Origin of the sequence: Hymenobacter oligotrophus, assembly GCF_003574965.1 — a bacterium.
In the GTDB taxonomy this organism is placed as follows: Bacteria; Bacteroidota; Bacteroidia; order Cytophagales; family Hymenobacteraceae; genus Solirubrum; species Solirubrum oligotrophum.
Genome location: NZ_CP032317.1, coordinates 1,942,097 through 1,968,291, shown reverse-complemented (window position 1 = coordinate 1,968,291; position 26,195 = coordinate 1,942,097). Strand labels below are relative to the sequence as shown.

Sequence of the window (26,195 nt, the reverse complement as noted above, 5' to 3'; positions counted from 1 at the left end):
CCGCGGCGGCTACTAACAAAAACGGGCAACGGCGTTTGCCGTTGCCCGTTGGCCTGCATTGGCCCTAGGTGCTTAGCGCCCCGTAGGCCCCGGCGTAGCGGCGGCTTTGGCGCCCTGTTGGCCGGCCAATTGCACGGCACGGTACAGGTTGATGACACCGCCGGTGCTCGAGAGCTGCGTGAAGTCGATCGTCTTCTTGTCGCCGGGCTTTTGCACCTTGGTGCGCACCGGCTCGGCCGATTGCATAATGATGCGCTTGAGGTCGGTGGCGGTAAGCTGCGGGTAGTACGCTTTCAGCACGGCCGCTACGCCCGCCGCGGTGGGCGCTGCCATGCTGGTGCCGCTTTCGTTGCCGTACTTGCTGCCGGGCAGGGTGGAGTAGATGTTTACGCCGGGCGCAAATACATCCACGCGCTTGCCAAAGTTGCTGAACTCGGCCACCAGCTGCTCGTTGTTTTTGCTGGCCGAGGCGCCCACCGTCAGCAAGTTGGGGTGGGCGGTTTTGCCATCCTTGGCCACCGGCGACGGAAAGTGCGTTACCAGGTCGATGTTCTTCGACTCGTTGCCGGCGGCGTGCACCAGCAGCACGCCTTTTTGGCCGGCGTACTTAATGGCCTCATCCACGGCGGGGCGCTGCGGCGAGTAGTACTTGCCGAAGCTCATGTTGATGATTTGCGCGCCGTTGTCCACGGCGTAACGGATGGCGTGGGCAATGTCCTTGTCGTGCTCGTCGCCGTTGGGCACGGCCCGCAGCGTCATGATGCGCACGGGCGCATCGGCCACGCCCAAAATCCCTAGGTTGTTGCGGCGGTCGGCGGCAATAATGCCCGATACGTGCGTGCCGTGCGTGGGGTCGGGGCCCATCACATCGGGGTTGCCATGGCCGCGCTCCTGCACGTTTTCCTCGTTGTCCTGCACAATTTCGGCCCGCGGGTTAAACTTCAGGTTCAGCGAGTACTCCACGCGCTTTTTGGCTTCGGCCGAGGCCTCGCGCAGCTGCACCACCACCGACTCCATATCGGGCGCGCCCGACTGCATCAGGCTGCCGTAGAGCTGCGAAGTGATTTGCAGAATGCCGGCCTCCTTGGTAGGCGGGCGGCGCAGCACGGCCGTATCGAGGCGCTCCACGCCCAACACTTGCTTGAGCTGGCCCGTGATGCCGTCGAGCTGCTCGGCCAGCGGGCCAAGCTCTTTGTACTGCTCGGTGTCGTCCTGCAGTTTTTTCTCGTAGTCCTTTTTCACGCGCAGGTACAGGTCGTACTCGGCTTGTTTGGCCTTGGGTACGCTGGTGCGCGATTTGCCCTCGTACAGCGGCTGCAGCTTGGCCAGCAGGCGGGTTTCCTCGTAGGTGTCCACGTCCACGTTGCGGCCGTCCTTGCCACCCAGGAAGTTCCAGCCGTACACGTCGTCGACGTAGCCGTTCTGGTCGTCGTCTTTGCCGTTGCCCACAATTTCCTTGGTGTTGCGCCACAGCACGCGCTTCAGGTCTTCGTGGGTAGTGTCGATGCCTGCGTCAATCACGGCCACGATTACGGGCGTGGGTTGGCGGTTTTTCAGCAGCTCGGCGTAGGTGCGTTCGGTACTGATGCCCATTACCCGGTCGGCTTTGGGGTCGAGGTGCGTCCATTGCTGCGCAGCGGCGGCGGGCTTAGCAGCAGGCGGGGCGGTTTGGGCAAACGAGGCAGCGGGCTGCAACAGCAGCGCCAAACCCAGGGCCGATAACCAGGAACGAGAAGATAAGCTCATGCAGAAAATGCGGTTGAAAAGGGGAGGTGCGCCCCCGAATGCGCGGTAAGTTATGCCACCGACGGCGGCCGGGCCGCAACCGTTGCGGCAAAGTCGGGTTTTTATCCCGGCTACCTAAACCAATACCTTTACGCCCCTCGTTCCATTCGCTTTCCCGAATGCTCCTGACTCGCCTCCGCGCCGCGCTGTCGGCCCTCGTCCTGCTTCATTCTTCCTTCTTCCTTGAAGCAAGTGCCCAAGCACCCAAAACATATTCGTCGTCGGAAATCCTGCTGGGCCTGAAAAAGCTCAACGTGCTGGGCTCGGTGCTCTACATCGCCGCGCACCCCGACGATGAGAACACCCGCATGATTGCCTACCTCGCCAACGGCCGCCTCCTGGAAACCGGCTATTTCAGCTGCACCCGCGGCGACGGCGGCCAGAACCTAATCGGGCCCGAGCTGCGCGAAGCCCTAGGTGTAATCCGGACGCAGGAGCTGCTGGCAGCCCGCCGCATCGATGGCGGCCGGCAGTTTTTCTCGCGCGCCAACGATTTCGGCTTCAGCAAAACCGCCGAAGAAACCTTTACCATTTGGGATAAGGAGCAGGTGCTGGCCGATATGGTGTGGGTTATCCGGCAGCGCCGCCCCGATGTGCTCATCACCCGCTTTCCGCCCGACAGCCGCGCCGGCCACGGCCACCACACCGCCTCGGCTATGCTCGCCCTCGAAGCCTTCGATGCTGCCGGCGACCCGAAGCGCTTTCCGGAGCAGCTGCAATACGTGCAGCCCTGGCAACCCAAGCGCTTGTTCTGGAACACCGGCTCGTTTTTCGTGAAACCCGGCGAGGACATGAGCGGCTACCTGAAGGTAGATGCCGGTGGTTACAACGCCCTCCTAGGCCAGAGCTACGGTGAAATTGCCGCCCGCAGCCGCTCGCAGCACCAAAGCCAGGGCATGGGCGCCAGCGCTTCACGCGGCGAGGCTATTGAGTACCTGCAGCAGATAAAGGGGGAGAAGGTTAGCAAAGACCCATTTGAGGGCATAGATGTGACTTGGCGGCGCTTGCAAGGCAAACAATCGTTGGGCGGTTATAACATGGATAAACTCACTAGCGAGGTTATTCGCAAATACGACCCGAACAATCCTGCCGCCTCAATCGCCGGGTTGATGGAGATACGCGAGCTTCTTATGAAGCTAACTGGCGATGGAAGTGATGCAAAGGGTAATTATTTGTTAGGGACCAAGTTGCAATCCGTCAATGATTTAATACGTGCCTGCTTGGGGTTGCATTTGGAGGTAACGGCTGCCGAGGCATCGGTCGTTCCGGGTCAGGTATTGCGCTTCAATGTTGAAGCAGTTAATCGCTCCGCATCTCCTATTGAAGTTCAATCTGTGCATATCGGACGTCTAAATGAGGCGAAATTAGACACTGTGTTGCGCAAATTGCTGAGGGCCGAAGAAGCAATGCGCCTTCAGTTGAAGTATACAGTGCCAGTTACTTACACCGTCTCGCAGCCTTACTGGTTACGCCAACCTGGTACTACTGGCATGTACGTTGTTGCCGATCAGGTACAACGCGGTGACGCTGAAAATGGAGAAGCAGTAAATGTGGCGGTTAGTGTGAAAATAGGTAAGAACACTATCCCATTCTTGCTCTCCGCTCAATACAAGCGCACCGACCCTGTATACGGCGAGCTGTACCGGCCGCTCACGGTAGTGCCGCCAGTAGCCGTAAACCTCATCGGCCACGCCTATGTGTTTGCCGAAAACCAGCCCAAAACAGTGCCGGTAACGCTGAAAGCTGGCCGCGCCAATGCCAAAGGCACGGTTGCTCTTCAGGTACCGGCCGGTTGGAAAGTAGAGCCCGCCAGCATTCCGTTCGAGCTGAAGAACAAGGACGAGGAGCGCACGGTGGAGTTTCAGGTGCAGCCCACGGGCAACCAGGAAAGCGCCAATCAGCTGCGCGCCGTGGCTACCGTTGATGGTCAGCAATATTCGCGCGGCATCCAGAACATCAACTACACTCACATTCCGGCCCAAACGCTGTTCCCCGAAGCCTTTGCACCGCTCGTAAAGCTCGATCTGAAGCGCAAGGCCAACAACATTGGCTACCTCATGGGCGCCGGCGACGAAGTGCCCGATGCCCTGCGCCAGATTGGCTACGCGGTAACGCTGCTCAAACCCGAAGACATTTCGGCCCAAAGCCTGCGCCGCTTCGATGCGGTAGTGCTGGGGGTGCGGGCCTACAACACCGTGGAGCGCCTGCGCTACCTGCAGCCCGTGCTGCTCGACTACGTAGAGAAAGGCGGCAACCTGGTGGTGCAGTACACCGTGAACCGCGGCACCGTGCTGCCCGAAATCGGCCCGTATCCGCTTAAGTTATCCTCGGAGCGCGTAACAGTTGAAAACGCTCCGGTGAAGTTTCTGAAGCCCGAGCATGCGCTGCTAAACACCCCGAACAAGATTACGGAGCGCGATTTTCAGGGCTGGGTACAGGAGCAGGGCTTGTACTATCCTAACTCCTGGGATGCCAAGTACCAAACCATCATCAGCAGCAACGACCCCGGCGAATCGGCCAAGGAAGGCGCCATTTTGGTAGCCGAGTACGGCAAAGGCCACTACATCTATACGGGTTTGTCGTTTTTCCGCGAGCTGCCGGCCGGCGTGCCGGGCGCCTACCGGCTGCTGACGAATATGATTGAGCTAGGCAAAAAGTAGCCGCCGAACCGCGTGTAGGCGGCGTAGCCACCTTGGCGGTGCCGCCCAAAACCGCCCAGCCCCAGATGGTCGCCGGAGTTGGCCGCGCCGAGCGCCGCTCAGCGTTACACGCCGTTCGGCTATTGCGTAGCTTTTGGCCGTTGTTACCGTTCTTCGAGGAGTTTTAATTTCCACTCATGCCGCATTCCACTCAATCGCACTCCGATACCCAACCACCGCTGCTACCCTCGTGGCGGGCGTGGTACTGGCTGGTGCTGGGAGCATTGGCTGCCGAAATTGGGGTGTTTGTGTGGCTTAGCCGCTGGTTTGCAACGTGAGTGCGCTCGATTGGCTGGTGCTTACGGGCACCTTGGCGTTTATTATCGGCTACGGCACGTGGCGCACCCGCACGGCTGGCTCCTCGCTCGATGGCTACCTGCTGGGCGGGCGGCAAACGCGCTGGTGGGGCGTGGGCCTCAGCATTATTGCCACGCAGGCTTCGGCCATCACGTTCCTGAGCACGCCGGGCCAAGCCTTTGCCGATGGCATGCGCTTTATCCAGTTCTATTTCGGCCTGCCGGTGGCCATGGTGCTTATTGCCATTGTGGCGGTGCCCATTTATCACCGGCTGCGCGTGTACACGGCCTACGAGTACCTGCAGCGTCGCTTCGATAAACGCACGCGCACCTTGGCGGCGGGGCTTTTTTTGCTGCAACGGGGGCTTAGCAATGGCCTTTCGTTGTACGCGCCGGCCTTGGTGCTGTCGGCCATTTTGGGCTGGAACACCACCGTTACGGTGTGTCTCCTAGGTGCCGCCATCATTGGTTACACCGTGAGCGGGGGCACCCGGGCCGTAACGGTAACGCAGCAGGGGCAAGTGGCGGTTATTTTCAGCGGAATGGCCATTGCGGGCTATTTGCTGGTGCACTACCTGCCGCCGCAGGTAGGTTTTGCCGATGCCATGCACGTGGCCGGCCGCATGGGCAAGCTCAACCTCGTCGATTTCAGCTTCGACTGGCAGAACCGCTACAACTTCTGGACGGGCATGACGGGCGGCTTGTTCCTCGCCTTGTCGTACTTCGGTACCGACCAAAGCCAGGTGCAGCGTTACCTCTCGGGCCAAAGCATCACGCAAAGCCGCCTAGGTTTGCTGATGAACGGGCTCATTAAGGTGCCCATGCAGTTTGGCATTTTGCTGATTGGGGTACTGCTGTTCGTGTTTTACTTGTTTCAGCCAGCGCCGCTCACCTTCAACCGGCCTGTGTACGAGAAGGTGATGAGCAACCCGGCCCTTTCGGCGGAGGCGCGCCAGCTCGAAAGCAAGCACGCTGAGGTGCAAATAGCACAGCAAGAGGCAGCCACGGCCTTGGTAGCCGCTCGCCAAAGCAACGATGCGCAGCTGCAGGTTGCCGCCCAGCAGCGGCTGCAAACCACCCAAGCCGCTGCCGGCGGCCTGCGGAAATCGTGGCAGGAGCTGGTGAAACAAGCCGATCCGGCGGCCGATAGCAAGGATACCGACTACGTGTTCATCTCGTTTGTGCTGCGCTACTTGCCGCGTGGGCTGGTGGGGCTGCTGGTGGCCGTGGTGCTAAGCGCCGCCATGAGCAGTGCCGCCGGGGGGCTCAACTCCCTAGGTTCAACCACCCTCATCGACCTGTACCGACCATTTACGCGCCGGCAGCACTGCACCGAAGCGCACTTGGTGCGGGTTTCGCGCTGGGCCACGGTGGCGTGGGGCACCTTGGGCGTGGGTTTCGCGCTGTTTGCCAGCCGCATGGAAAACCTCATTCAGGCCGTCAACATCCTGGGGTCGTTGTTCTACGGTACCATCCTGGGCATTTTTGCGGTGGCGTTTTTTCAGAAGCACGTACACGGCCGGGCCGTGTTTTGGGCGGCCGTGCTTACCCAAATAGCTACGGTGCTGGCCTTTTGGCTGACGGACATCGCCTACCTGTGGTACAACATTCTGGGGTGCTTTGCCGTGATGCTGCTGGCCGAGCTACTGCAGAAATTGCGGCCTGAGCCGGTGCCGGACGCCCAGCCCAGTTTGGCGACCTAGGGCATGGCCTCACCCCCCAGCCCCCTTCCCTCGCTCGATGCGCGACATCGTAGAGAGGGGGAGCCACGGCGGCGCGGCCGTCAGCAACGATTGCGGCGGCTGCGGCTCGCGCCTTAGCCGCCGCGCCGGTGTAGCGCGGAAATCCGTTGGCTACGCCGACCTTCGGTTCCGCGACGCGCTGCAGGCGCGTATCCGGTACAGCGCATGAGAACATACGCGCCCAGGGCGCGTCGCGGAACGGATTTCCGCGCTACATAAAAACGCACAACGGCCCGGCTGCCATAGCAGCCGGGCCGTTGTATTGAGCTTCAGCGAAATTACCGATTACAGCTTGCCAACTTTCTTGGCTTCTACAATCAGGTCTTCGTTCATTTTCACGTAGTCGGCGTTCTTGGCGTCGAGGGCGAGTTTGCGCGACTGCTCAGCGGCCGTAACGGCACCTTTGTAATCCTTCATTTTCATCCGGATTTTGGCTTCGGTGTGCACGTTCCAAAACTTCGGCTCGTTGGCGTTTACCTTCTGCATCCACTCCAAGGCCTGCTTCTGGTCCTTGTTGTTGTCGTAGTAGTACACGGCCGCGGCGGCCATGTCGTTGGCGCTCGGGTTGGCGTTCTTGAGTACCTTCTCCTCGATCTGGGCCATTACTTTGGGCTCCACGTCGGAGGTGATTTTGAACTTGGCACCGGTCATTTCCCACTGCATGTCCACGTTGGCGGTGGCGGGGGTGAGGTCGGTGAAGTTCATGGTGAAGGTTTCCACCTTCGAGGGCACTTTGTAAGGCTTAATGGAGAAGCGCGCCACGTCCTGGTCGTCCTTGAAGTTCTCCACGTCGGCGCCGCGCTTGGTGTCTTTGTTCAGCACAACCAGCCACTCCGTTTTGTTCGGGATGGTGTAGATGCCGTACTCGCCGGCCGGCACCTTTTTGCCCTCCACCGTTACCTCGTCGGAAAACTTGATGGTGGTGGTTTGGTTGGCACCCGTGCGCCAGCGGCGGCCGAAAGGTACCAGCGTACCGAACACCGTGCGGCCTTTGGCGCTGGGACGCGAGTAGGTCAGGGTTACATCGGTGAGGCCCACGCGCTGCTGCACGGTGCTTTTGGGGCTGGCAGCGGGGGTGCTGAGCTGGGCTTGAGCGGCCGGAGCCGAGAAAAGGATTGCGCCTGCCAGTGCGGTGCCCGCCAGGAGCGAAGTCCGGTTCTTTAGCAACATAGGGATGGGTAGAGAGGGTTGATTAGCTGCGGTAAAAGTACGGTTTTCGCGCAATGCGGCGCGGGGTTTTTGCTAACGCTGTTGGCCTAGGTGGTTTCAGACCGCGTACACCCGGCCATCCACCAGCAAGCGGGCAAACGGGTCGTGGTGGTGCAGCAGGCGGTGAAACCGGAACAACGACTGCTCGGTGTGGTAGCCATACACCACAAACGACACCGTGTTGCGCCCTAGGTTGCGGCCGCGGCTTACGCGGGCATCGGCATCGAGGCACTCGTAAAACAGGCGGCGCACGGTTTCAACGTCGAGGTAGTTTTCGTTGAAAGTGGCCGTTACGCGGGTTTGCATGGGCTTGGGTGCCAACCGAACTTACTTCAGGGCTATGCCTTTGTCGGCCAGCAGTTGCAGCAGCGCGGCCTCGGTAGCCGGGGCTTGCAGGCGGCCTAGGTCGATGAGGTGCGTGGCCGGCGCGGTGGTGGTAAGCAGCAACCAATTGTTGCGCCGCTGGGCTTCGCTGATGGTGTCCCAGCGCACTTCGAGCGGATTGCTGTGCCGGCCGGTTACGGTTATGCGCTTCGGCTCGAAGGTGTAATCGAGCGCGTCGTTGGCCAAGCCCGAGTCCTCGTAGCTTTTTCTGATTTGCCCTAGGTAGTACACCAGCCCCGCCGTAACCAGAGCCAGCACCAGCACCAACGGCGGCCCGTAGAACCAAGGCGTAGCGAGGTATTTCACGTTGGCCAGGGCAATGATGATGCCCACCACAATAACCAGCGGCACCGCGAAATACATCATCGAGCGGTATGTAAGCGAGAAGTAAAGCCGGCGGTAATCGGCAAATGGTACCCGCACTCCAGAAACAACAATCGGCTGCATGCGGCCAAGTTAGCCACAGGCAGCCGATTTGGGCTGATGACAGGTAAATGCTAACCCTAGGTCAGCTCAAACTGCAACTTCAGCAGGTTGGCGTACAGGCCGTTCTCGTTTTCGCTTAGCTCTTCGTGCGAACCTTGCTCAACGATGCGGCCGCCGTCGATAACCAGAATCTTATCAACCTTGCGAATTGTGCTGAGGCGGTGCGCGATGATGATGCTGGTGCGGTTCTGCATCAGCTCGTCCATAGCCTGCTGCACCAGCTTCTCGCTTTCCGAGTCGAGGGCCGAGGTGGCTTCGTCGAGGAGCAGAATGGCCGGGTTTTTCAGGATGGCGCGGGCAATGGCAATGCGCTGGCGCTGCCCACCCGAAAGTTTAATGCCTCGTTCGCCCACCACGGTGTCGAGCCCTTCTGGGAACGACTGAATGAACTGCCAGGCGTTGGCGCGGCGTGCGGCGTCAACCACATCGGCCTCGGCAGCATCGGGGCGGCCGTAGAGGATGTTTTCGCGAATGGTGCCGCCGAACAACAGGGTTTCCTGCGGCACGATGCCGATGTTGCGGCGCAGGTCGGTCAAGTCGATCTGATTCAGATCGTAGCCATCGATGCGGATGTGTCCGCCGCTGAGCTTGTAGAAATGCATGAGCAATTGCACGATGGTGCTTTTGCCTGCTCCCGACGGGCCTACCAACGCCACCTTTTCGCCGGCTTCGATGCGGAAGTTGATGTCCTTGAGCACGGCCAAATCGGGGCGCGTGGGGTAGCGGAACTGCACGTTGGCGTACTCAATGTCGCCGCGCAGTTGCACCGGGGCTACGCCGGCCGGCTTGGTGGCGTGCACCGGCTCCGACTGCTCGTCGAGGATTTCCAAAATACGCTCCGAAGCACCTAGGCTGCTCTGGATTTTGCCGTACATCTCGCCCAAACCCGCCACCGAGGCGCCGATGAACATGGTGTAGAGAATAAACGACACCAGGTCGCCCATGTCGAGGTGGCGCGGATCGGTGCTCGGCAGCTCCACGTAGGTGGCACCGCGCCACAGCACCAGGAAAATGCCGCCAAAAATGGCCACGATGATGAACGACACAAAGCCCCCGCGGAACACGCTGGCTTTCAGGGCCGCTTGCACGGTGCGGTTGAGGCCGGCGCCGTAGCGGTTTACTTCGTGCTGCTCGCTCGTAAATGCCTTTACCGAGTTGATGCCCTGCATCGTTTCCTCCACGATGACGTTGGTCTTGGCCAGCTCGTCCTGGGTTTGCTTGGACAACTTGCGGATGCTGCGGCCAAACAAAAAAGCCAGCAGCACCAACGGCGGAAATGTAGCCAGCATAAACAGCGACAACCGCCACGACTCCCACATGATGAAGGCCACGCCCGCGAGCAGCGTCAGAATCTGGCGCATAAACTCGGCCAGCGTCAGCGTAAACGTGTCCTGAATGTTGGCCACGTCAGAGGTCAGACGGGAAGTGATTTCGCCCACGCGGCGCTGCTCGAAAAACGGGATGGGCAGCGTAACGAGCTTTTGGTAGAGCGTGCGACGAATATCGCGCACGGTAAACTCGCTTACCCGCGCAAAGAAGAAGATGCGGAAAAAGGAAAACACGCCCTGCAGCAGCACTACCCCAAACAGCACCAGCGCAATGCCGGTAATGGTTTTGGGCAGAAACGCCGGCAGCGAATTGGTTTGGTGATTGGCAATGTTGACGAGGTAGCCCAGCATTTTGGGCATTACCATCGTGGATACGCTGCTGAGCAGCAGCAGCAGCAGGCCCGCTATAAACGGCGCCTTGTAAGGCAGCACAAAGCGGAAGATCCGCAGGCCGCGCTTGAAGCTCTCTTTAGTAAGCTTGACTTTGGGTACTTCGGCATCTGCTGTACCGCTCGTATTCAATCCGCTTCTGGCTGCCATGTATTCAGGAGCTAGGAGCTAGGAGTCAGGAGTGAGGAGCTATTAGCGGGTCCGTAACCTAGCTTCTAGCTTCTAACTCCCAGCTCCTAACTCCTTCTATTCAAACTTTACTTTACTCTTCTGTACCTGCAGCGTGGCAGAGTTGCCGAACGGGATGGGCACCTGCACTTGCACGGCTACGGGCTGGCCTTTGCGGGTGGCAGGCTTCCAAGCGGGCATCAGGCTTAGCACCCGCAGGGCTTCGGCGTCGCATTCGGGCGAGAGGCCCTGCACCACTTTGGGTTGGGTTACTTTGCCATCGGCGGCTATCACAAAGGTAGTGAGCACGTTGCCGCTGAGCTGCTTGCTGCGCGCTGCCTCGGGGTACTGCACCTGCTCTTGCACAAACTGACCTAGGGCCCGCTGGCCGCCCGGAAACTGCGGCGCCACATCGGGGCGGTTGGCCGCCGGGCGCGCTTGCGCCTGCATGTGACCCGGGCGCAGCACCGTGGGCTGCTTGGCCGAGGCCGCCGGGGTAGTTTGCGCCGAGGCGGCGCAAGCGAGCAGCGAGAAGAGGAAGAGTAGGTGATATCTCACGGGCAAGGCAAAAGGTAGCGCGAACCGCAGGGTTGGCAAAGGCAAGCTCCCGCTTCGCGTATGGCTGAACGATAACGCATTAACGGTACCGATGCAGCAATACGCGAAGCGGGAGCTCCGCGCTGCGGGCGCAAAGGTACGCCCTAGCTAACCAATTCGCGGGCTATGGGGTTCACTGCCTCTTCAACCTCTGCTTTGCGCGAAATCAGCCACAGGCCCATAAAGGTGAGCAGGCCGTTGTAAATGAGTTTTTCGAAGCCGATTTCGTAGCCGCCAAACCACGCTGCCGAGTTCTTTACCAGGGCCCACGTGATAATGGGCGACAGCACGCAGATGATGGGTACCCAGGTATCCTGCGGCCGGCGGCGGGTGTACAGGCCAAAGGCGTAGAGGCCCAGCAGCGGCCCGTAGGTGTAGCCCGCCGCATCGAACACGGCCGATACCACGTTCTGGTCGTTGAGGGCGCGGAAGATGAGGATAATCACGATCAGCACCACCGTGAAGGCCAAATGCGCGGCCTGGCGCATGGTTTTTTGCTTGGCCTCGGGGTAGCGGCTGATGTTGAGGAAGTCGACGCAAAAGGAGGTGGTAAGGGCCGTAAGGGCCGAGTCGGCCGAGGCGTAGGTTACGGCAATGATGCCCAGCACGAACACTACGCCCGCAAACAGCGAGAAATGCGTGGTAGCCAAGTAGGGAAAAACCTTGTCGGTATCGAGGTTGCCCTTGGCGTTGAGCAAGCTAGGAATCTGGTCGAGGGCAATGCCCTTCACCTCGGCAAACTTGTACAGCAGCACACCTAGGGAAAGGAACAGCAGGTTGACGAACACCAGCGTGAGCGTAAACCAGAACATGTTCTTCTGGGCGTCGCGCAGGTTACGGCAGCTGAGGTTCTTCTGCATCAGGTCCTGGTCGAGGCCCGTCATGGTGATGGTGATGAACATGCCGGCCGCGAACAGCTTCCAGAAGTACTTCTTGTCGTTGGCATCGGCGAAGAAGAACGTTTCCGATAGCGGCGACTCGCGCACGGTTTGCACCAGGCCCGCCCACCCTAGGTTTAGTTCGTTGCCAATCAGCCCGATGCTGACGATGACGCACAGCAGCATGGCCAAGGTCTGGAAAGTGTCGGTCCAGAGAATGGTTTTGAGGCCGCCGCGGAAGGTGTAGAGGTAAATCAGCAGAATGCTAACGGTGACGGTAACGGCGAAAGGCACGCCCATCTGCTCGAACACGATAACCTGCAGCACGCCCGCCACCAGAAACAACCGGAACGCCGCGCCGATTGCCCGCGAAAGCAGAAAGAAAAACGCCCCGGTTTTGTAGCTCCAAAACCCAAAGCGCTGCTCCAGGTAGGTGTAAATGCTGATGAGGTTGAGGCGGTAGTACAGCGGCAGCAGCACCGTGGCAATTACCGCGTAGCCGGCCACGTAGCCCAGCACCATGCCCATGTAACTCCACTGGCCCGAAAGCACTTGCCCTGGCACCGACACGAACGTAACCCCCGACAAGGAGGTGCCGATCATGGCGAAGGCCACCATGTACCACGGGGCGTTGCGGTTGGCCACGAAGAAGGAGGCGCTGGTGGCCTTGCGCGAGGTGAGCAAGGCAATGATGATAAGCACGACGAAGTAGCCGGCTATCAAACTCAGGACGAGGGAGGGCGACATAGGCGGGAAAGTAGGTTGTAAAGATAACGCTCCGGCGAATGTGCGCCCGGTGTCGGTGGCGGGTGCTCAAACAAAAGCCCCAACCGCGCGAGCGGCCGGGGCTTGAAGTTGGCTAAGGCATTGGGCCCTAGGTATTTTGTCTGGCTCTGGGATGCGGCAGGCAATGGCCGGGCCGGGGCGGGTTGGGGCGCTGCGCTCTGCGGCCGGCGCTTTGCGCCACGGCTGCGCCGCCGGCGCGTGGCTGGGGCGGTTGGCACGGGCGCCCTAGGTGCAGGTTGCGACAAACGGCACGGGCAGCTACTCCATGCCGGCAATAGCAAGCGGCTCGCCTACGGCCGGCGCGTGCAGCTGGGCATTCAGCCAACCTTCGCCTACTATCTGCTCGAGCAAGCGCAGCGGCTCCGATGCGGGCTCGTCGGAGAGGTCGTAGGTGCCGTAGTGCATGGGGATGAGGTGGCCGGCCCGGAGCTGGTTGCACACTTTGGCCGCTTCGTGAGGGTTCATGTGCGAGCGGCTCATCATGAAAGCCGGTTTGTAAGCCCCAATTGGCAGCAACACAATATCCAGGGGCCCAAACTGCTCCTCGATTTGGTAAAAGTGCGGGCCCTCGGCCGAGTCGCCGCCGAAGTACAGCGTGCGGCCCGTGGCCGCTTCGCGCAGCAAAAATGAGCCCCACAGCACGGTGTTCAGGTCGCCGATGCCGCGGCGGTGCCAGTGCGCAGCCGGCAAGTAAAACACCTCGATGGGCGCCGCGGGCCCTAGGTCGAACTGCTGCCACCAGCCGGCCTCTTGCGTGGGGGGCAGCGTGCCGGCGGTGCGCTTGAGCAACTTGGCCGCGCCGAGCGGGCCGAGCACTTGCATTTTGGGGTTCTGCCGCGCCAACAGCCGAATGGAGCCATCGTCGAGGTGGTCGCGGTGGCCGTGCGAAAGCAGCAGGTAATCGATGCCGGTAAGGTCGGTGGGGGCGCAAGGCAGCGGGTGGCGGCGCTTGATGAGCGGTAAATCGAACAACACCGGATCGAACAGAAACGTGAGGCCATTCCAGCACAACCAAAACGAGGCGTGGCCCAGCCACACGAGTGTATCGGGGCGGCGCTGGCTTATTACATCGGCGCAAGGCTGCACGGCGGGCGCCCAGGTGTCGCGTTTCTTTTCCTCGGCCTGCGGGTTTTTGGTCAGCAGCTTCCAGCGCAACACGTTCGAAAACGTTGGTTCGTACAGCTCCTCGTTGGCGTTGGTGAACGCGCGCCCGATCATCAGGTTGCCCTCGTAGCGGGGGCGCACGATACGCAGCTTCTCGTTGCGGACGCGACGACTTGTAGGCATGCAAAAATTATGGTTTAAGTAAGAAAATTATGCAATACACTGAAAAGTGCATATAACGTGCTGTGCAATCAACTACTTTAGGATCAGTATTGCTTGCCAACCGCTTTAACTGTTGCCATTCCGCCGCTGCGTATGCAAGAAATTGTACCCCAAGAAGGTCAGGAGCTACAACCCGCACTAGCAACCCTAACGGCCGAGCAAGTAGCCGATTTGCAAGCTTACTTCATGACGCAGGTACTTGGCTGGCTAACCGGCGCCCTCGCCTTATCGGGCGGTTTGGCCATGGTGGTGGCTGCCTCGCCCGAGTTGCAGGTGTTGTTGTTTGGCACGGCCTGGGTGTTTGTGGTGGTGGTAGCGGTGTTGTTCATAGCAGGGTTGGTGGTAGCGCGCCGGTCGGCCAACCGAAATTCCGTTGCGGTGGTAACCGCTTTTGCGGCTTGCGTGTTGGCTGGTGGCTTGGCTTTGGGCGTGGTGTTTCGGGAGTACTCGGCGTATTCGTTGGGCAAAACCTTCTTCCTGGCTTCGGCTGCCGCGGGCGCCATGATGCTGTACGGCTACTTTGCCCGCGTTCGGATGAGTAATTGGGCAAGTACGCTGCTGGTGCTGCTGGTTGCATTGGGCTTAGCGGCAGGTACCAACTTGCTGTGGCCAAGCACCTACGCCGCAGGCCTGAGCAGCTTTGCCGGCGTGCTGTTGTTTGTGCCCCTGATAGCTTACGATGCGCACAAGCTAAAGAACAAAACCTTTATTGGTTTGGGCGACGAAAACACCGACCGCAAAGTAGCGGTGCGCAGCGCCTTTGGCTTGTACTTCAATTTGCTGTGCCTGTTCCTGAGCTTGCTGAGCTTCACGGGCATTTCTATTTAAGCGAGGCCGAACGCGCTAAACTCGCTAATAAAGCAACGCCGGCTGGTGCAAGGCACTAGCCGGGGTTGCTGTTTGATAACAATCAGCTGAGGGCGTTGGCGGGCTCCGGATCAGGTTCGGGGGTGTTGACGTGCCGGCTCATCAGCCAGGCTACGCCCGCCAGGCACAGCGCAAACCACAACCACGGCAAGCGCAGATCGAAGGCCGAAAGTGCGGCAAACACCAAAGTAGAGGCAAAGCTGGCCAAGCCTTGCACGGCTTGGTTGAGGCCGAATATTTCGCCGCGGTCGGCGGAGGTGGTGCGCCGGGCAATCAGGCCCTCGAGTAAGCCCTGAATAAGGGAAAGAGTGAGGCAGTCGAACACCACGATGCTGTACAAGGCCAGCCGCGAACTGCCCACCAACCCGTAGGCCAGCAGCACCGGCACACCTAGGGTAGCAAACCATTGTACGGCCCGCCGCTGGTTGATGCGGTCGGCAACCAGCCCGAAAAAGCCGTAGTTGATGGCAATGCTGAGCGCCCCGAAAAACATGAAGAAGTACGAAATGGCGCGGGCATCCATGCGCAGCTCGCCCAAACTGATGTAGGGCACAAAGTAGTAGTAGCAGCCGATGCTCAGCGTGAACAAAGCCTGCGTAGCTACCAGCTGCAGCAAGCCGGGGTGCAATTGGTTTTTGGCCTTGAGGCGGTGCCAAAGTGAAGGCAAGTGCAGGGCCTCGGCCACGGCGGCACCTAGGGCGCTGCGGCTTACGCCGGTGTGCTGCGGGTGCGGCTCGCGCAAAATGCAGCTCAAACCCACGTTTAGCAGGGCTAGCCCAATGCCCAAGCCCACCACTACCTGCACTTGCCGCGCGGGCTCCACATCAAACGTCGTCAGCAGCAGCCCCGAGGCCATGGGACCTAGCACGAAGCCCAACGACACAATGGCGCCTTCGAACCCTAGGTTGCGGAAGAGACGCTCGGGCGGGGAGAGGTCGGTAATGGCCGAGCGGATGGTGGCGTACATGCCGTTGGTAAGCCCATCCGACACGCGGTTGGCAAAGTACAAGCCCGCCCGCACCGGCCACAGCAGGCAGTTGGCCGCCAGCGTACCAATGGCCGACAAAATCAGCACGGGTCGCCTGCCGTACCCATCGGAAAGCTTACCGAGCAGCGGCGCCGAAAACAGCTGAATGCCCAGGAACAACCCAACGCCCAACGACAGCCACAACTGCGGCCGTGGCAGCCCCCGCACAAACTCGGGCATTACCGGACCTAGGGCCGCACCGGCTACCACATCGATGAGGATAATGGCGTAGATAAGGCGGAGACGGTGGTCGGAGCGGGGCATGGAAAAATTATAACGTGCCGAGAGCAAAGGCGTTGCGGGCAACCACCGGGCCACGCGGGGAGTAGGGAGTAATGTCCCGGCTCAGCTTACAGCCTTGCTGCCCGGGAGCTTCGTTCTTTTTCCGTTAACCAAAACCCTGTTCTATGTTGCACCGCTTTACGCCGCGGCTGTTAGCCGCCATGCTCGTATTGCTAGCCGCCTGCGGCCAGCCAGCAGAAACAATAGCGCCCCGGCCCACCGCCGCGCTGGTGCAGGACGCCACCGGCACGCTTGGCCTTGTGGGCGACGCCGCCGACGTAACCACCACCACCAGCGGCGGTACCGTACTCATGGGCGGCGGCACCGACGTAGATGCAGCCATGCGCTGGATGGTAAGCAAATCGGGCGGCGGCGACTTTTTGGTGCTGCGCGCCACCGGCACCAACGCCTACAACAGCTACATCTACGGCCTTGGCGGCGTTAATTCAGTAGAAACGCTGCTGATTAACTCTCGGACCCTCGCCAACGACCCCGAAGTGGAAGCCAAAATCCGGGGCGCGGAGGCTGTGTTCATCGCGGGCGGCGACCAGGCCAATTACGTGAACTTTTGGAAGGACACCCGCGTGGAATCGGCCCTGAATTACCTGCGCAACACCAAGCAGGTGCCCATCGGCGGTACGTCGGCGGGCTGTGCCATACAGGGCAGTTACTACTTCTCCGCCATCAGTGGCACCATTACCAGCAGCGAAGCCCTGGCTAACCCCTACAACAGCAAGCTTACGCTTGGCCGCAACGATTTCCTGTCGAACCCCTACCTCTCGAATACCATCACCGATACCCACTTCAACAACCCCGACCGGCGTGGGCGCCTGATAACGTTTATGGCGCGTATGAGCACCGACAACGGGGTGCTGCCGCAAGGCATTGGGGTGGATGAGCAAACGGCCGTGTGCATCGAGCCCAACGGCACCGGCAAGGTGTTCGGGAGCGGCTATGCGTTCTTCTGCCGCCAAAACGGCAGCGGCTACACGCCCGAGCGTTGCCTCAGCGGCTCGCCGCTCGATTGGTACCGCGCGCGCCAGGCCGTGCGGGTATACAAAGTGCCGGGCAACAGCACCGGCAGCAATACCTTTAACCTGAGCACCTGGAGCAGCGGTAGCGGGGGCAGTTGGCAGTACTACTACGCCGACCGCGGCGCGTTTGGGTTGTCGTATTGAGGCGCGTATTGGAATTGCTCCTAATGGCTGCAGCCTCCGCCGTACCTAGGCATACAACAGCGCCCGGCTAAGCCGGGCGCTGTTTTTGCTACTGCTGGGTTTTGCTGCCCAGCCAGGCCTTCCGGAAAGCCAGTTGCTCGGGTGTGGGCTGCTGGCCTGCTTGCTCGGCCGGAGTTACCTCCAACCGCGGGTCGGCTGCCAGAACAACCTGCACGGTGCGCACTTGCCCCCGCGAGCGGTACTCCAGCGGCACCGTGTCGCCTACTTTGTGCTTCTTCAGAATAGCGGGCAGCGACTTTTCGTCCTTCAGCGCCTTGCCGTCGAGCTTCAACAGTTCGTCGTCGCGGTCGAGGCCGGCTTGGTAAAGCGGCGAGCCGATAACGGTGTTGGTAGTAATTGCCCAGCGCCCGTTGGCGAAAGCGGCGTCGAGGGTTGGCTCGTTGGGCTTAGCCTGCCGCACCACAATGCCAGCGGGGGCGAGCAGGGCGGCGTAGTCGTGCGCGGTGGCGTTGTAAATGTGCTGGCGGAAGAACTGGCCGGCAAAAGCCGTGTCTTTGCTTACCTCGCCCAAAATGCGCTGCAAATCGGCTACGGCATAGGGCCGCTCGGGGGCGTGGTTCTTCTGGGGTTTGCCTTGCTGCTGCCACACCGCGCGCATGTAGGTGTCGAGGTCGGTGCGGAAGCGTTGGCGCAGCATCAAGTCGAGCGCCAAAGCATTGGCCCCGCCCACGTAGTAGTACGACTGAAAATTGTTGCCGCGGTTGGTGGGGTCGATGGATTTGGCCGCATCCACAAACGGTGCCTGCTGGCTCATGTAAATGGCGCCGTAGCGCTGCGCGCCGGGCACTTGCATGGAGTTGACGAAGCCGTTGAGCGCCTCTTGGCAATACTGCGCATCGGTGGTGTAAGCGCCCGAGCGGCGCAGCAGCAGCTCGCCATAGTACTGCGTAAAGCCCTCCGCAAACCACAGCATGTCGCTCATGTTGGCGCGGTCGAAATCGAACGGCTCCAGGTCGTTGGGGCGAATGCGCTCCACGTTCCAGCTGTGCACAAACTCGTGCGACACGGTGCCTAGGTTATCGAGCATGTTGGGGCCACCCAGGGGGCGCGAGCTGGTAACCGAGGTAGAGTTGCGGTGCTCCATGCCGTCGCCGCTGGCTTGGGGCAGGTAGTTGGCTACAAAGGTGTAGCGGCCAAAATCGAAGGTGGGTAGCTCGCCAAACACGGCTTGGGCTTCGCGCACCACGTTTTTGGTGAGGTCGGCGTAGCGGTCGAGGTCGGCATCGGAGCCGGCGTGCAGCACCTGCATTTCTATTTGCTGCCCGTTTACCTGCCAGGCCCGGAGTTTTTGGGCGCCCAGCGAGGTCGGCGAGTCCATGAAATACTGCAGGTGCGGCGCAAAGTAGCGGCCGGACACCTTCTGACCGTTTTCGTTTACCTCCAGCAGTTGCGTAGCCACTTTCCAATCGGCGGGCAGTTGCTCAAAGTTCACGTATACCGGGCGCTGCTCCAGCCCGCGGGCGTAAGCAAACGTGGCCGGAATGTTCAGGTGGGCGTGCTGGGCGTCGATGCCGGCGTAGGTGCCATCGGTACGGTCGCCGTAGAGGGTGTAGCTGAACCGTACGGTACCGTCGGGGCCGGGCGTTACGTCCCAACCGTAAGGGTCGGGCCGATGAATGGGCAGCGGTTTGCCCTGGCCGTCGGTGGCGCGCACGTTGTACACGTTTTTGGCAAACTCGTGCAGGGCGTAGCGCCCCGGCGAGGAGCGGGCCATGCGTACCTGCAACGGCCGGCCGGCGGGCACTTTCTGGAAGGTGGCTACTACCTGCGCCTCGTGGTGCACAGCGTTCGGAAACTGAATGCTGTACTGCACCGGTGCATCGGTGGTGGCGGTGCGGGTTGCGGTGTTTTGGGCGGCCCCCGTTAGCGGAGCCGAAAGCATACCCAAGCCCAGCACAAACCGGGCAGCTGATAATTGAAGCATACGTGGAGCAAGGAGTGGCCCCAATGTACACCGCCGCCGCCACACGTTGCATATGCCGGCGCATTCAGCCAGGTGTGCCGTACACGCTAGCCTCCACCAAACCGCCGCGCCAGTGCCGTTGCCACCTAGGCGCCAAGCCCAGGGTAGCCATGGCCGCGGCAATGTTGGGCAGGCGGCGCCCACGCACATTGGCGGTCAGCCCAAAAAAGAAATACATCAGCCCGTGCAAGCAGCGTTGCCACCAGCGGCTCGGCGGGGCAAACTCGGCTACCAGCCACTGCGTACCGGCGTGGGTATGGCGGCGCAGCTGGTTTAGCATGGCTGCCAACTCGGCTTCCGGAAACAAATCGAACAGGAAAAAGGCTATTACGGCGTCGAACTGCTCGTTGGCGCGCAAGCTCGTTTCGGTGCCGTGCCGAAAGCTGATGCGCCGCCCCGCACTGTTGAGCTGCTCGCGCACCAATGCTTGCGCCTGCGCCAGCATGTTGGCCGATGCCTCGAGGTACAGCACCTCGGCCATGGGACGTAGCGCAACTAAATCGGGAAGTACCTGGCCGGTGCCGCCGCCAATAAACAATACCCTAGGTGCGCCGGCGGGCAGGCCCTCGGCCAAGGCCTGGCGCTGGGCCTGCAGCAGCGTGCCGCCAAACACCAACTGCGCCAGCGGGTCGTAGAAACGAGCTACACGATCGAAGTTGGGAGCGGGCACGGGGCGGCAAGGCTGGTAATACGGCAACTTACGTAAGCAATACCAGGTAGGCACATCCTAAGCCCAACGGTTTGCGTTTTTGCAGCATCCACCAACACTCCCTCTGCATGACTGGCTTTCTCCGACGGCTGCTGGCCGGTGCTGCGCTGTTTGCCACCGAGTTTGCCCTCATTCTGCTGATCGGCACGGTAGGGGTGGTGTTGTTTTTGTTGCTCGGCCGGCAGGTGCTCGGCGATGGTCAGCTCGATTTTGATGAGGGGGCGTTTGCGTGGTCGCACCGCTTGTTGGGCGAAGACAACCGCTCTTGGGTCGAGTTTTTTACCTTTCTGGCCTCGCGCAACTTCATTATTGTCGCCGCGCTGGCTCTCATTGGGTACTTCTTGGTAGTAAGGCAGCACAGGTGGTATTCGCTTAAGGTACCCGTAGTGGCCTTGGGCAGCATCACGCTTAACCTGCTGCTCAAAACTTTTTACAACCGACCTAGGCCCGTGTTGCCGCTTACCTCGGCCTCGGGGCTTAGCTTTCCGAGTGGGCACGCCATGATTTCGGCATCGTTTTATGGCTTGCTGATTTACGTAACGTGGCGCCACGTGCGGAGCCGCACGTGGCGCTGGCTGTTGATGGCGGGCTTGGCAGTGCTCATCCTGCTTATCGGCCTCACGCGGGTATACCTGCGCGTGCACTACGCTTCCGATGTGTTGGCTGGGTTTGCAGCCGGCGGCCTGTGGTTGCTGATAGCCATACCGCTGCTCAACCGCCTCGAGCACACCATTAAGCGGCGTGTGCGCACGGCTATGGCGGCTGATAGTGCGCTAAACAAATAAAATTTGTGCCTGACAATCAGCCCCTAGGTAACGTTGGGGTAAAAAACTTTAGGCAGGTGCTTGACAACAACGGCAAGCTTGCTCTACTTTTGTATTACAATTCGCCGCTGCCCTACCAACAGCGGCGAGTTTTTGAAAGCTGCGGTTGTGGCGAAATTGGTAGACGCGCTGTCTTCAGGCGGCAGTTCCGAAAGGTGTGAGAGTTCGAGTCTCTCCGACCGCACAACAGAAAGCCGGTTCCGAAAGGGCCGGCTTTCTTGTTTTTGCTTCGGCCGCTTCGTTTGCTTTGTTGCACCTAGGGCGCCAAAAGCCGCTGCTCTTCCTGCCATGAACCGCCTCTCGCAATTTCTGCTCCGCCTTACCGGCCAGCTCACCGCCGAGCTGCTCGTGCTGGTTGGGGCTTTCAGCGGCAGCTTTCTTTGTTTTGTGCTGCTTACGCGCCTGGTTTTTGTAGCCGGCCCCGAGCAGTTCGACCAAGCCGCTTTCAACGCGTTCGATCAGTTGCGGATAGCCATGCCGGGGCTCACACCTTGGGTGCTGCGCCTTACGTTCTTCGGCTCGGCGTTGTGGTTTGTGGCGGTGGCGTTGGTGTTGCCGGCTTGGCTGTGGTGGCGCAAGCACCGCCGCGAGGCCGTGGAGTTATTTGCAGCCATAGCCGGTTCGGCATTGCTCAATCAATTGCTCAAAACCACATTCGGGCGCGTACGGCCCCTCACGGCACTCATTTACCAGCCCGGCCTGAGTTTCCCGAGCGGCCATGCCATGATTGGCTTGGCCATGTACGGCATGCTCGCCTGGCAACTTTGGCGCTACCGCCACCACCCGGTATGGGCCGCATTGCTGCTGCTGTGGGCCATACTGATCGGCTTGTCGCGGGTGTACCTGCACGTGCATTACGCCACCGATGTACTCGCCGGCTTCGCGGCTGCAGTGGCTTGGTTGATATTGGTGCGCACAACCATACGGCAGCGCCTAGGAAGGTAGTGCTGAGTACTCGGTACTGAGTATTAGGTATTGGGAGGTAAGTACTGGGTAATGAATTAAAACAAGGAAAAGAAGCCAAAGGGCACAACCCAATGCCCGAACGGTCATACACCCTAATACCTAATACCTAATACCTAATACCTAATACCTAATACCTAATACCTAATACCTAATACCTACATCTTCACCTTTACGCGCAGGGCCATTAAACCCTTTACACCCTGCAACTCTTCCAGTTCAAGTTCCTCTACTTCTGGCTCCAGCATGCTACGGTCTTGCAGGTAGTCGATGTACTCCTGGTATTCGGCGGCTTCGCGGGCTTGGGCATACACCAAGGCAATGTGCCCGGGCTGCGTTAGCCGCTCGCCCGTGCCGGCTACCGTGGCCTTGTCGATGCGCTTTTTGATGATTTCGTAGCGGATGTTGTAGGCGCCGTCCACATCGAACTGCCGTTCATCGGTGCGGAAGCGGATGCTCAGGGCCTGGCTATGAATGAGGATCAGCTGGGTGGTTTCGAGTGGCACCGGCAGGGTGGGCTTAAGCCGGTGCGTGAGGCGGGTAACCTCGCAGCTTACCAGCAACTGCCACAAACGCAGGTTCTTCAGGAAGATGAGGTCGAAGGTTTTGTCGTGCACCAACGAGGCGCCGATGTAGATGTTGTACTCCACGCCGTCGGTTTTGAAGCGCTGGAAGTAATGCGGAAACATCTGTTGCGCCCGCCGATTTTCCTCGTCGAGGTAGTCGCTTACGGCATCGTTCAGCTGCGTAATGCTTTGCTCGAAAGCTTTGCGGCGCTTGTACAAAATGCCCAATTCGGGGTCGATGTTCGACCAATAGTCGCTGATGACGGGCCGTAGCTCGGGGGTGTGCTGGGCCAGGTACTCAAACAGCGGCTCCACCTCGGTTTTTACCGATTCTAGAATGTTCACCTCGTCGCCCGAAAGAATGCCCTGGCGCAGGCGGCGCAGGTTTTTGGTGACGTAAAACTTCAGTTCGTCGAGAATAGGTAGCGCCTGGTACTCGGTGGCCTTTTTGAGCACGCGGTTGGCCAGCGTGAGGTGCTCCACCAAGTCGCCTTGTATAGCCTCGTTGCGGGCCGTGCTGGAGCCGCGCACGTCGGAAGAGCCGTAGAGCGGGTACACATCATGGAACACGATGGGCTCCATTTCGGCGTTTTTATTGCCTTCGTCGAGCTTCTCGAGCAAATTGATGGCCGCGTCGGTAAAGCGCCACTCCAGGCTCGGGTGAATGGCCGTAAACTTCTCTTTGATAATGGATTGCACCCGTGTTTGGATTTCCTCGGCGTTGCGCTTTACGGCCACCGCAAACAGCGGCAAAAAGGCATTCACGTTGTCGAGGGCAAACTCGTCTAGGTCGCCGGGTTTGGGCGAGCCTAGCTCCAGCAAGCCCACGGCGTCGTCGCCGTAGGGCAGCAGCGCCAAAATGGCCGAGCGAATACCAATGCTCAGCAGCTGCTCGCGCAAGTCCTCCGGAATATCGGCGGTTTGCACATCTTCGAGCACCAAGGGCCGACGCTGCTGCGTTACCTGGGCGTAGATGCGCCGAAAACCGGAATTAGCATCCTGCCGCTGCAGCTGCTTCATCAAAAAGCTGTGGTTGATTTTGCGGCCGAAGTCGACGAAAGCTTTCTTCTTCTCGTCGTAGGCGGCAATGCCCAACTGCAAAAACGGGCGGCCAAACAGCACGCGCAGCTTCTCCTGAATTTGCTCGAGGCGGTCGGAGGCTTGCAGCACGTCGCGCTCGAGCAAATCGTACTTCAGCTCCGACAGAATTTCTTGATTGGTTACGTCGCCGAGGTGCAGCACATTGAATCCTTCCAGCGCAAAATTGTCTGGAGGCAGCAACTCGCGCAACAACTCAATGTTGAACGGATTGCGGCGCAGCTGCTCTAATTGCTCCACCGACAACTCGGGCCGCTGGCCTACCACCCGAATATCGAGGAAAGCCGAGTTGAACGACACGCTGTAGTGGCGGTACAGGCCGATGTGGTAATCGGGCACCGTGAAGATGACCGAGCCGTTGATGTCGGGCAAGTCCACGCCGTAGAGCTTCTCCAGAATTTGGGCGTACACCATGTGCACCATGTGGCGCTCCATGGTAGCCGAATCGATGTTGAGCGGCTGCTTTACGCGCTTGTCGGGGGCCAGCAGCACCTCGGCAAACCTAGGCGTATGGTAAAAGCTGTAGCGCTGAAAAGGCGGTATGGCTCCGCTGATTTCGGTGTCGAACGAGGCGGGCGGAAACACGGCCACCATAAGGGCCTGCACCAAAGTTTGGTGCGTATCGAGCACACTAGGCTCGGTGATGTTGCCGCGCAGCTCGGGCACGCGCTCTACCTCGCGCATGATGCCGCGGGCCAACAGGGCAATGCCGGGGTTGGCATCGTCGGTGCGGGCCTGCCACCACGCAATTATGGGCTCGAGGCTAAGGGTGGTTTGAAAAAAGAATATCGGCGCGGGCGCCGTAGTTACGTCGGAAGACTGAGGCATAGGGGGGAGGCAACTGCCGGGTGGCAAACCGGAACGGTTTGCGGTAGTACTAAGTACTATACGCAGTTGCCGGGCCCCTGGACGTGGCCCCGCCCGCCTAGCGCACGAGCGTGGTAACGGCGGGCGGCGCCCCCGCGCCGGTAGTGGCCTCTACAAACGTGTTGTTGAGGTAAAAAGACTTTTCAATGTTTTCGTAGCAGGTGCAGCAGCCGTCGGCTTCTACCTTGCCCCGCAGGGTTAGGCCGCCAATGAAATAACGCTTGCGCACCGGCGAGTTGCGCTGCGCACCCGTGAGCAAAATGGCGTAGCGGTGCGACTCGCGCGGGTTGGGCGAGCCAAGTTTGCGGCCGAAACGCTGAGCAAACGGCTCGGTATTGTCGATTACTACCGGGGCAAAAGCCGTGGCACGGGTGCGCGTTAGGCGCACGGTGTCGGTTTTTTGCACGTTGGCCGAGTCCTCGGGGTAAATGGTGTTGTAGCGCACCAGTGCGATGTTGGCCAGTTCCGAAGCCCGAAAGCCGCGCCCACTTACCGAATCGGCACTGAATTGAAAGATGAGCGCATCGGTGCGGTAGTTTTGGCAGTCGCAGGCCACCGAGCCGCAGCAGCCGGCAAATAAGACCGCACCTAGCAGCGGCAGCACAAACAGCAAAAGCAAACGACGAAGCATAGCGCGAAGGTAACGTACCCAAGCCACGGCTAGTACCTGGGGCCCAGCAAACAGTGCCCCAAAGCAACAGGCCGCCCCTAGGTGGGGCGGCCTGTGCCGGAATATGGGAGGTGCTTTGCGGTGTTTACTCCTTCACAAACCGTCGGGTTTCGGTGTTGCCCTTGCTGCTGATTTTGTAGAGGTAAGTACCGCGGCCTAGGTCGGCAAGGTTCACGTCGAGTGAGTGGGTGCCTTTGTTTTGCTTGCCATCGAAGAGGGTGCGCAGGGTTTTGCCACGCTCATCCATCAGCTCCACTTTCACGTTGCCATCCTTCTTTACCTCGTACTCGAGGCGTTGCGAGTTGCTGGCCGGGTTGGGGTACAAGGCGGCGCGGCCGTTGCCGGCGTTGCGCTCGGCTTTGGCTTGGGCGTTGGGGTTCATCAGCAGAAAGCGCGAGGGACCGAAGAAGTTTTGGCGGGTGCCGGGGCCCGTGCCGCGTTTTTGCTGCCACTGCGCACGCTTTTGCTGCTGCTCGGGCGTCAGGTTTTTCTGCGACAACGCTTTCAGGTCGGCGGCCCACTTTTCGCGTTGCGGCTTTACCTCTTCGGCCAAGCGGTTGATCTGCGCGTCGTATTTCTGGGCCAGGCGAGCTACGTTTTCCAGCACGGCTTTGCGCTCGGCGCGCAACTCCTGCACTTGCTGCTTTTGTGCATCGGTTAGCTGCACGCGCTGGCCTTTGGGCGTGCCCTCGGGGCGGAAGCTCTTGCGCAGCGTGGCTTGCCGCTCGCGCAGGCTTTTCAGCTGGCCGCGGTAGGTTTCGAGCTGCGTTTTGTCGGAGGCGCTCATTTGGGCATCCAGCTTTTGGCGCTGCTGGCGCACCACGGGCATCACGTTGTCGCGGAGGTAAGCGCGCACTTCGGGGTTGCCTTTGCGCTGGCCGCCGCGGTGGCCGTGCTTGCCAAAACCTTGCGCGTTTTGTTGGGTGCCAGGCACCTGGGCCCAAGCCGTGCTAACGGCGGCAGTAGTGGGAAGCAGGGCGAACGAAAAAGCCAGCGCTTTGAGCCAAGAATTGGTTTTCATGCTTATGTGAGTAGGGGACGTTGTTG

Annotated in this window: 21 protein-coding genes and 1 tRNA gene; 8 read left to right on the top strand and 14 right to left on the bottom strand. The window is 60.2% G+C overall.

Annotated elements, in window-relative coordinates; all coding sequences use genetic code 11:
- Positions 1 to 72: 72 nt before the first annotated feature.
- Positions 73 to 1,746: a S8 family serine peptidase gene (locus tag D3Y59_RS08400; protein ID WP_119444647.1), complete on the bottom strand. Its 1,674-nt coding sequence runs from the start codon at positions 1,744 to 1,746 to the stop codon at positions 73 to 75.
- Positions 1,747 to 1,904: 158 nt separating this feature from the next.
- Here D3Y59_RS08400 and D3Y59_RS08395 point away from each other — a divergent pair, with 158 nt between their 5' ends.
- From D3Y59_RS08395 to D3Y59_RS08390, 3 genes are all read left to right on the top strand, one after another.
- Positions 1,905 to 4,445: a PIG-L family deacetylase gene (locus D3Y59_RS08395; RefSeq protein WP_119444646.1), complete on the top strand. Its 2,541-nt coding sequence runs from the start codon at positions 1,905 to 1,907 to the stop codon at positions 4,443 to 4,445.
- A gap of 176 nt (positions 4,446 to 4,621) precedes the next feature.
- A complete protein-coding gene (locus D3Y59_RS18270; RefSeq protein ID WP_162910645.1) occupies positions 4,622 to 4,762 on the top strand; it encodes a hypothetical protein in 141 nt (46 codons plus the stop codon).
- Positions 4,759 to 6,483 (top strand): sodium:solute symporter, encoded by a 1,725-nt coding sequence (locus D3Y59_RS08390; protein ID WP_119444645.1) that lies wholly within the window; start codon positions 4,759 to 4,761, stop codon positions 6,481 to 6,483. The genes D3Y59_RS18270 and D3Y59_RS08390 overlap by 4 nt, the downstream gene beginning before the upstream one ends.
- A 324-nt stretch (positions 6,484 to 6,807) precedes the next feature.
- On the opposite strand, the gene D3Y59_RS08385 is transcribed toward D3Y59_RS08390, so the two are convergent.
- The 7 genes from D3Y59_RS08385 to D3Y59_RS08355 form a co-directional block, all read right to left on the bottom strand.
- Positions 6,808 to 7,692, bottom strand: a complete 885-nt coding sequence (locus D3Y59_RS08385; RefSeq protein ID WP_119444644.1) for a DUF2911 domain-containing protein — start codon at positions 7,690 to 7,692, stop codon at positions 6,808 to 6,810.
- Between the two features lie 96 nt (positions 7,693 to 7,788).
- Positions 7,789 to 8,037 carry a hypothetical protein gene (locus D3Y59_RS08380; protein ID WP_162910644.1) on the bottom strand — a complete coding sequence of 83 codons (249 nt, stop codon included), beginning with the start codon at positions 8,035 to 8,037 and terminating at the stop codon, positions 7,789 to 7,791.
- Between the two features lie 21 nt (positions 8,038 to 8,058).
- On the bottom strand, positions 8,059 to 8,562 hold the full coding sequence (locus D3Y59_RS08375; RefSeq protein ID WP_162910643.1) for a hypothetical protein: 504 nt from the start codon (positions 8,560 to 8,562) through the stop codon (positions 8,059 to 8,061).
- A 56-nt stretch (positions 8,563 to 8,618) separates the two neighbouring features.
- On the bottom strand, positions 8,619 to 10,469 hold the full coding sequence (locus D3Y59_RS08370) for an ABC transporter ATP-binding protein (RefSeq protein WP_119444641.1): 1,851 nt from the start codon (positions 10,467 to 10,469) through the stop codon (positions 8,619 to 8,621).
- Between the two features lie 96 nt (positions 10,470 to 10,565).
- Positions 10,566 to 11,045 carry an energy transducer TonB gene (locus tag D3Y59_RS08365; RefSeq protein ID WP_162910642.1) on the bottom strand — a complete coding sequence of 160 codons (480 nt, stop codon included), beginning with the start codon at positions 11,043 to 11,045 and terminating at the stop codon, positions 10,566 to 10,568.
- A 143-nt stretch (positions 11,046 to 11,188) separates the two neighbouring features.
- A complete protein-coding gene (locus D3Y59_RS08360) occupies positions 11,189 to 12,709 on the bottom strand; it encodes a sodium:solute symporter (RefSeq protein WP_119444639.1) in 1,521 nt (506 codons plus the stop codon).
- Between the two features lie 297 nt (positions 12,710 to 13,006).
- Positions 13,007 to 14,035, bottom strand: a complete 1,029-nt coding sequence (locus D3Y59_RS08355) for an MBL fold metallo-hydrolase (protein WP_119444638.1) — start codon at positions 14,033 to 14,035, stop codon at positions 13,007 to 13,009.
- Positions 14,036 to 14,167: 132 nt separating this feature from the next.
- Here D3Y59_RS08355 and D3Y59_RS08350 point away from each other — a divergent pair, with 132 nt between their 5' ends.
- Positions 14,168 to 14,902, top strand: coding sequence for a Bax inhibitor-1 family protein (locus D3Y59_RS08350; protein ID WP_119444637.1), 735 nt, complete (start codon positions 14,168 to 14,170; stop codon positions 14,900 to 14,902).
- 82 nt (positions 14,903 to 14,984) lie between these two features.
- Here the strand turns inward: D3Y59_RS08350 and D3Y59_RS08345 are convergent, their stop codons facing one another.
- Positions 14,985 to 16,232 (bottom strand): MFS transporter, encoded by a 1,248-nt coding sequence (locus D3Y59_RS08345; RefSeq protein ID WP_119444636.1) that lies wholly within the window; start codon positions 16,230 to 16,232, stop codon positions 14,985 to 14,987.
- A gap of 143 nt (positions 16,233 to 16,375) precedes the next feature.
- Between D3Y59_RS08345 and D3Y59_RS08340 the strand changes: the two genes are divergently transcribed.
- Positions 16,376 to 17,428, top strand: a complete 1,053-nt coding sequence (locus tag D3Y59_RS08340; protein WP_240410577.1) for a cyanophycinase — start codon at positions 16,376 to 16,378, stop codon at positions 17,426 to 17,428.
- Positions 17,429 to 17,516: 88 nt separating this feature from the next.
- Here the strand turns inward: D3Y59_RS08340 and D3Y59_RS08335 are convergent, their stop codons facing one another.
- Together D3Y59_RS08335 and D3Y59_RS08330 are read right to left on the bottom strand one after the other, a co-directional pair.
- Positions 17,517 to 19,412, bottom strand: coding sequence for a M61 family metallopeptidase (locus D3Y59_RS08335; protein ID WP_240410576.1), 1,896 nt, complete (start codon positions 19,410 to 19,412; stop codon positions 17,517 to 17,519).
- 64 nt (positions 19,413 to 19,476) lie between these two features.
- A complete protein-coding gene (locus D3Y59_RS08330; RefSeq protein WP_162910641.1) occupies positions 19,477 to 20,121 on the bottom strand; it encodes a class I SAM-dependent methyltransferase in 645 nt (214 codons plus the stop codon).
- Between the two features lie 107 nt (positions 20,122 to 20,228).
- Here D3Y59_RS08330 and D3Y59_RS08325 point away from each other — a divergent pair, with 107 nt between their 5' ends.
- From D3Y59_RS08325 to D3Y59_RS08315, 3 genes are all read left to right on the top strand, one after another.
- Complete coding sequence (locus D3Y59_RS08325) at positions 20,229 to 20,945, top strand: phosphatase PAP2 family protein (protein WP_119444634.1); 717 nt, start codon at positions 20,229 to 20,231, stop codon at positions 20,943 to 20,945.
- A gap of 141 nt (positions 20,946 to 21,086) precedes the next feature.
- Positions 21,087 to 21,168: transfer RNA gene (locus tag D3Y59_RS08320), tRNA-Leu, on the top strand.
- Between the two features lie 104 nt (positions 21,169 to 21,272).
- On the top strand, positions 21,273 to 21,929 hold the full coding sequence (locus D3Y59_RS08315; protein ID WP_119444633.1) for a phosphatase PAP2 family protein: 657 nt from the start codon (positions 21,273 to 21,275) through the stop codon (positions 21,927 to 21,929).
- A 176-nt stretch (positions 21,930 to 22,105) separates the two neighbouring features.
- Here the strand turns inward: D3Y59_RS08315 and D3Y59_RS08310 are convergent, their stop codons facing one another.
- The 3 genes from D3Y59_RS08310 to D3Y59_RS08300 form a co-directional block, all read right to left on the bottom strand.
- Positions 22,106 to 24,439, bottom strand: coding sequence for a GAF domain-containing protein (locus tag D3Y59_RS08310; protein ID WP_119444632.1), 2,334 nt, complete (start codon positions 24,437 to 24,439; stop codon positions 22,106 to 22,108).
- A 97-nt stretch (positions 24,440 to 24,536) separates the two neighbouring features.
- A complete protein-coding gene (locus D3Y59_RS08305; RefSeq protein ID WP_162910640.1) occupies positions 24,537 to 25,109 on the bottom strand; it encodes a hypothetical protein in 573 nt (190 codons plus the stop codon).
- 124 nt (positions 25,110 to 25,233) lie between these two features.
- Entirely contained in the window at positions 25,234 to 26,169 is a 936-nt protein-coding gene (locus tag D3Y59_RS08300) for a T9SS type A sorting domain-containing protein (protein ID WP_119444630.1), read from the bottom strand.
- Positions 26,170 to 26,195: the final 26 nt, after the last annotated feature.

Excerpts from the sequence above, each read along its gene's own strand:
- D3Y59_RS08340 (WP_240410577.1), top strand. The coding sequence starts at position 16,376 with ATGTTGCACCGCTTTACGCCGCGGCTGTTAGCCGCCATGCTCGTATTG.
- D3Y59_RS08370 (WP_119444641.1), bottom strand. The coding sequence starts at position 10,469 with ATGGCAGCCAGAAGCGGATTGAATACGAGCGGTACAGCAGATGCCGAA.
- D3Y59_RS08345 (WP_119444636.1), bottom strand. The coding sequence starts at position 16,232 with ATGCCCCGCTCCGACCACCGTCTCCGCCTTATCTACGCCATTATCCTC.
- D3Y59_RS08325 (WP_119444634.1), top strand. The coding sequence starts at position 20,229 with ATGACTGGCTTTCTCCGACGGCTGCTGGCCGGTGCTGCGCTGTTTGCC.
- D3Y59_RS08395 (WP_119444646.1), top strand. The coding sequence starts at position 1,905 with ATGCTCCTGACTCGCCTCCGCGCCGCGCTGTCGGCCCTCGTCCTGCTT.
- D3Y59_RS08310 (WP_119444632.1), bottom strand. The coding sequence starts at position 24,439 with ATGCCTCAGTCTTCCGACGTAACTACGGCGCCCGCGCCGATATTCTTT.
- D3Y59_RS08375 (WP_162910643.1), bottom strand. The coding sequence starts at position 8,562 with ATGCAGCCGATTGTTGTTTCTGGAGTGCGGGTACCATTTGCCGATTAC.
- D3Y59_RS18270 (WP_162910645.1), top strand. The coding sequence starts at position 4,622 with ATGCCGCATTCCACTCAATCGCACTCCGATACCCAACCACCGCTGCTA.
- D3Y59_RS08305 (WP_162910640.1), bottom strand. The coding sequence starts at position 25,109 with ATGCTTCGTCGTTTGCTTTTGCTGTTTGTGCTGCCGCTGCTAGGTGCG.
- D3Y59_RS08315 (WP_119444633.1), top strand. The coding sequence starts at position 21,273 with ATGAACCGCCTCTCGCAATTTCTGCTCCGCCTTACCGGCCAGCTCACC.
- D3Y59_RS08400 (WP_119444647.1), bottom strand. The coding sequence starts at position 1,746 with ATGAGCTTATCTTCTCGTTCCTGGTTATCGGCCCTGGGTTTGGCGCTG.
- D3Y59_RS08385 (WP_119444644.1), bottom strand. The coding sequence starts at position 7,692 with ATGTTGCTAAAGAACCGGACTTCGCTCCTGGCGGGCACCGCACTGGCA.
- D3Y59_RS08350 (WP_119444637.1), top strand. The coding sequence starts at position 14,168 with ATGCAAGAAATTGTACCCCAAGAAGGTCAGGAGCTACAACCCGCACTA.
- D3Y59_RS08355 (WP_119444638.1), bottom strand. The coding sequence starts at position 14,035 with ATGCCTACAAGTCGTCGCGTCCGCAACGAGAAGCTGCGTATCGTGCGC.
- D3Y59_RS08380 (WP_162910644.1), bottom strand. The coding sequence starts at position 8,037 with ATGCAAACCCGCGTAACGGCCACTTTCAACGAAAACTACCTCGACGTT.
- D3Y59_RS08300 (WP_119444630.1), bottom strand. The coding sequence starts at position 26,169 with ATGAAAACCAATTCTTGGCTCAAAGCGCTGGCTTTTTCGTTCGCCCTG.
- D3Y59_RS08335 (WP_240410576.1), bottom strand. The coding sequence starts at position 19,412 with ATGCTTCAATTATCAGCTGCCCGGTTTGTGCTGGGCTTGGGTATGCTT.
- D3Y59_RS08360 (WP_119444639.1), bottom strand. The coding sequence starts at position 12,709 with ATGTCGCCCTCCCTCGTCCTGAGTTTGATAGCCGGCTACTTCGTCGTG.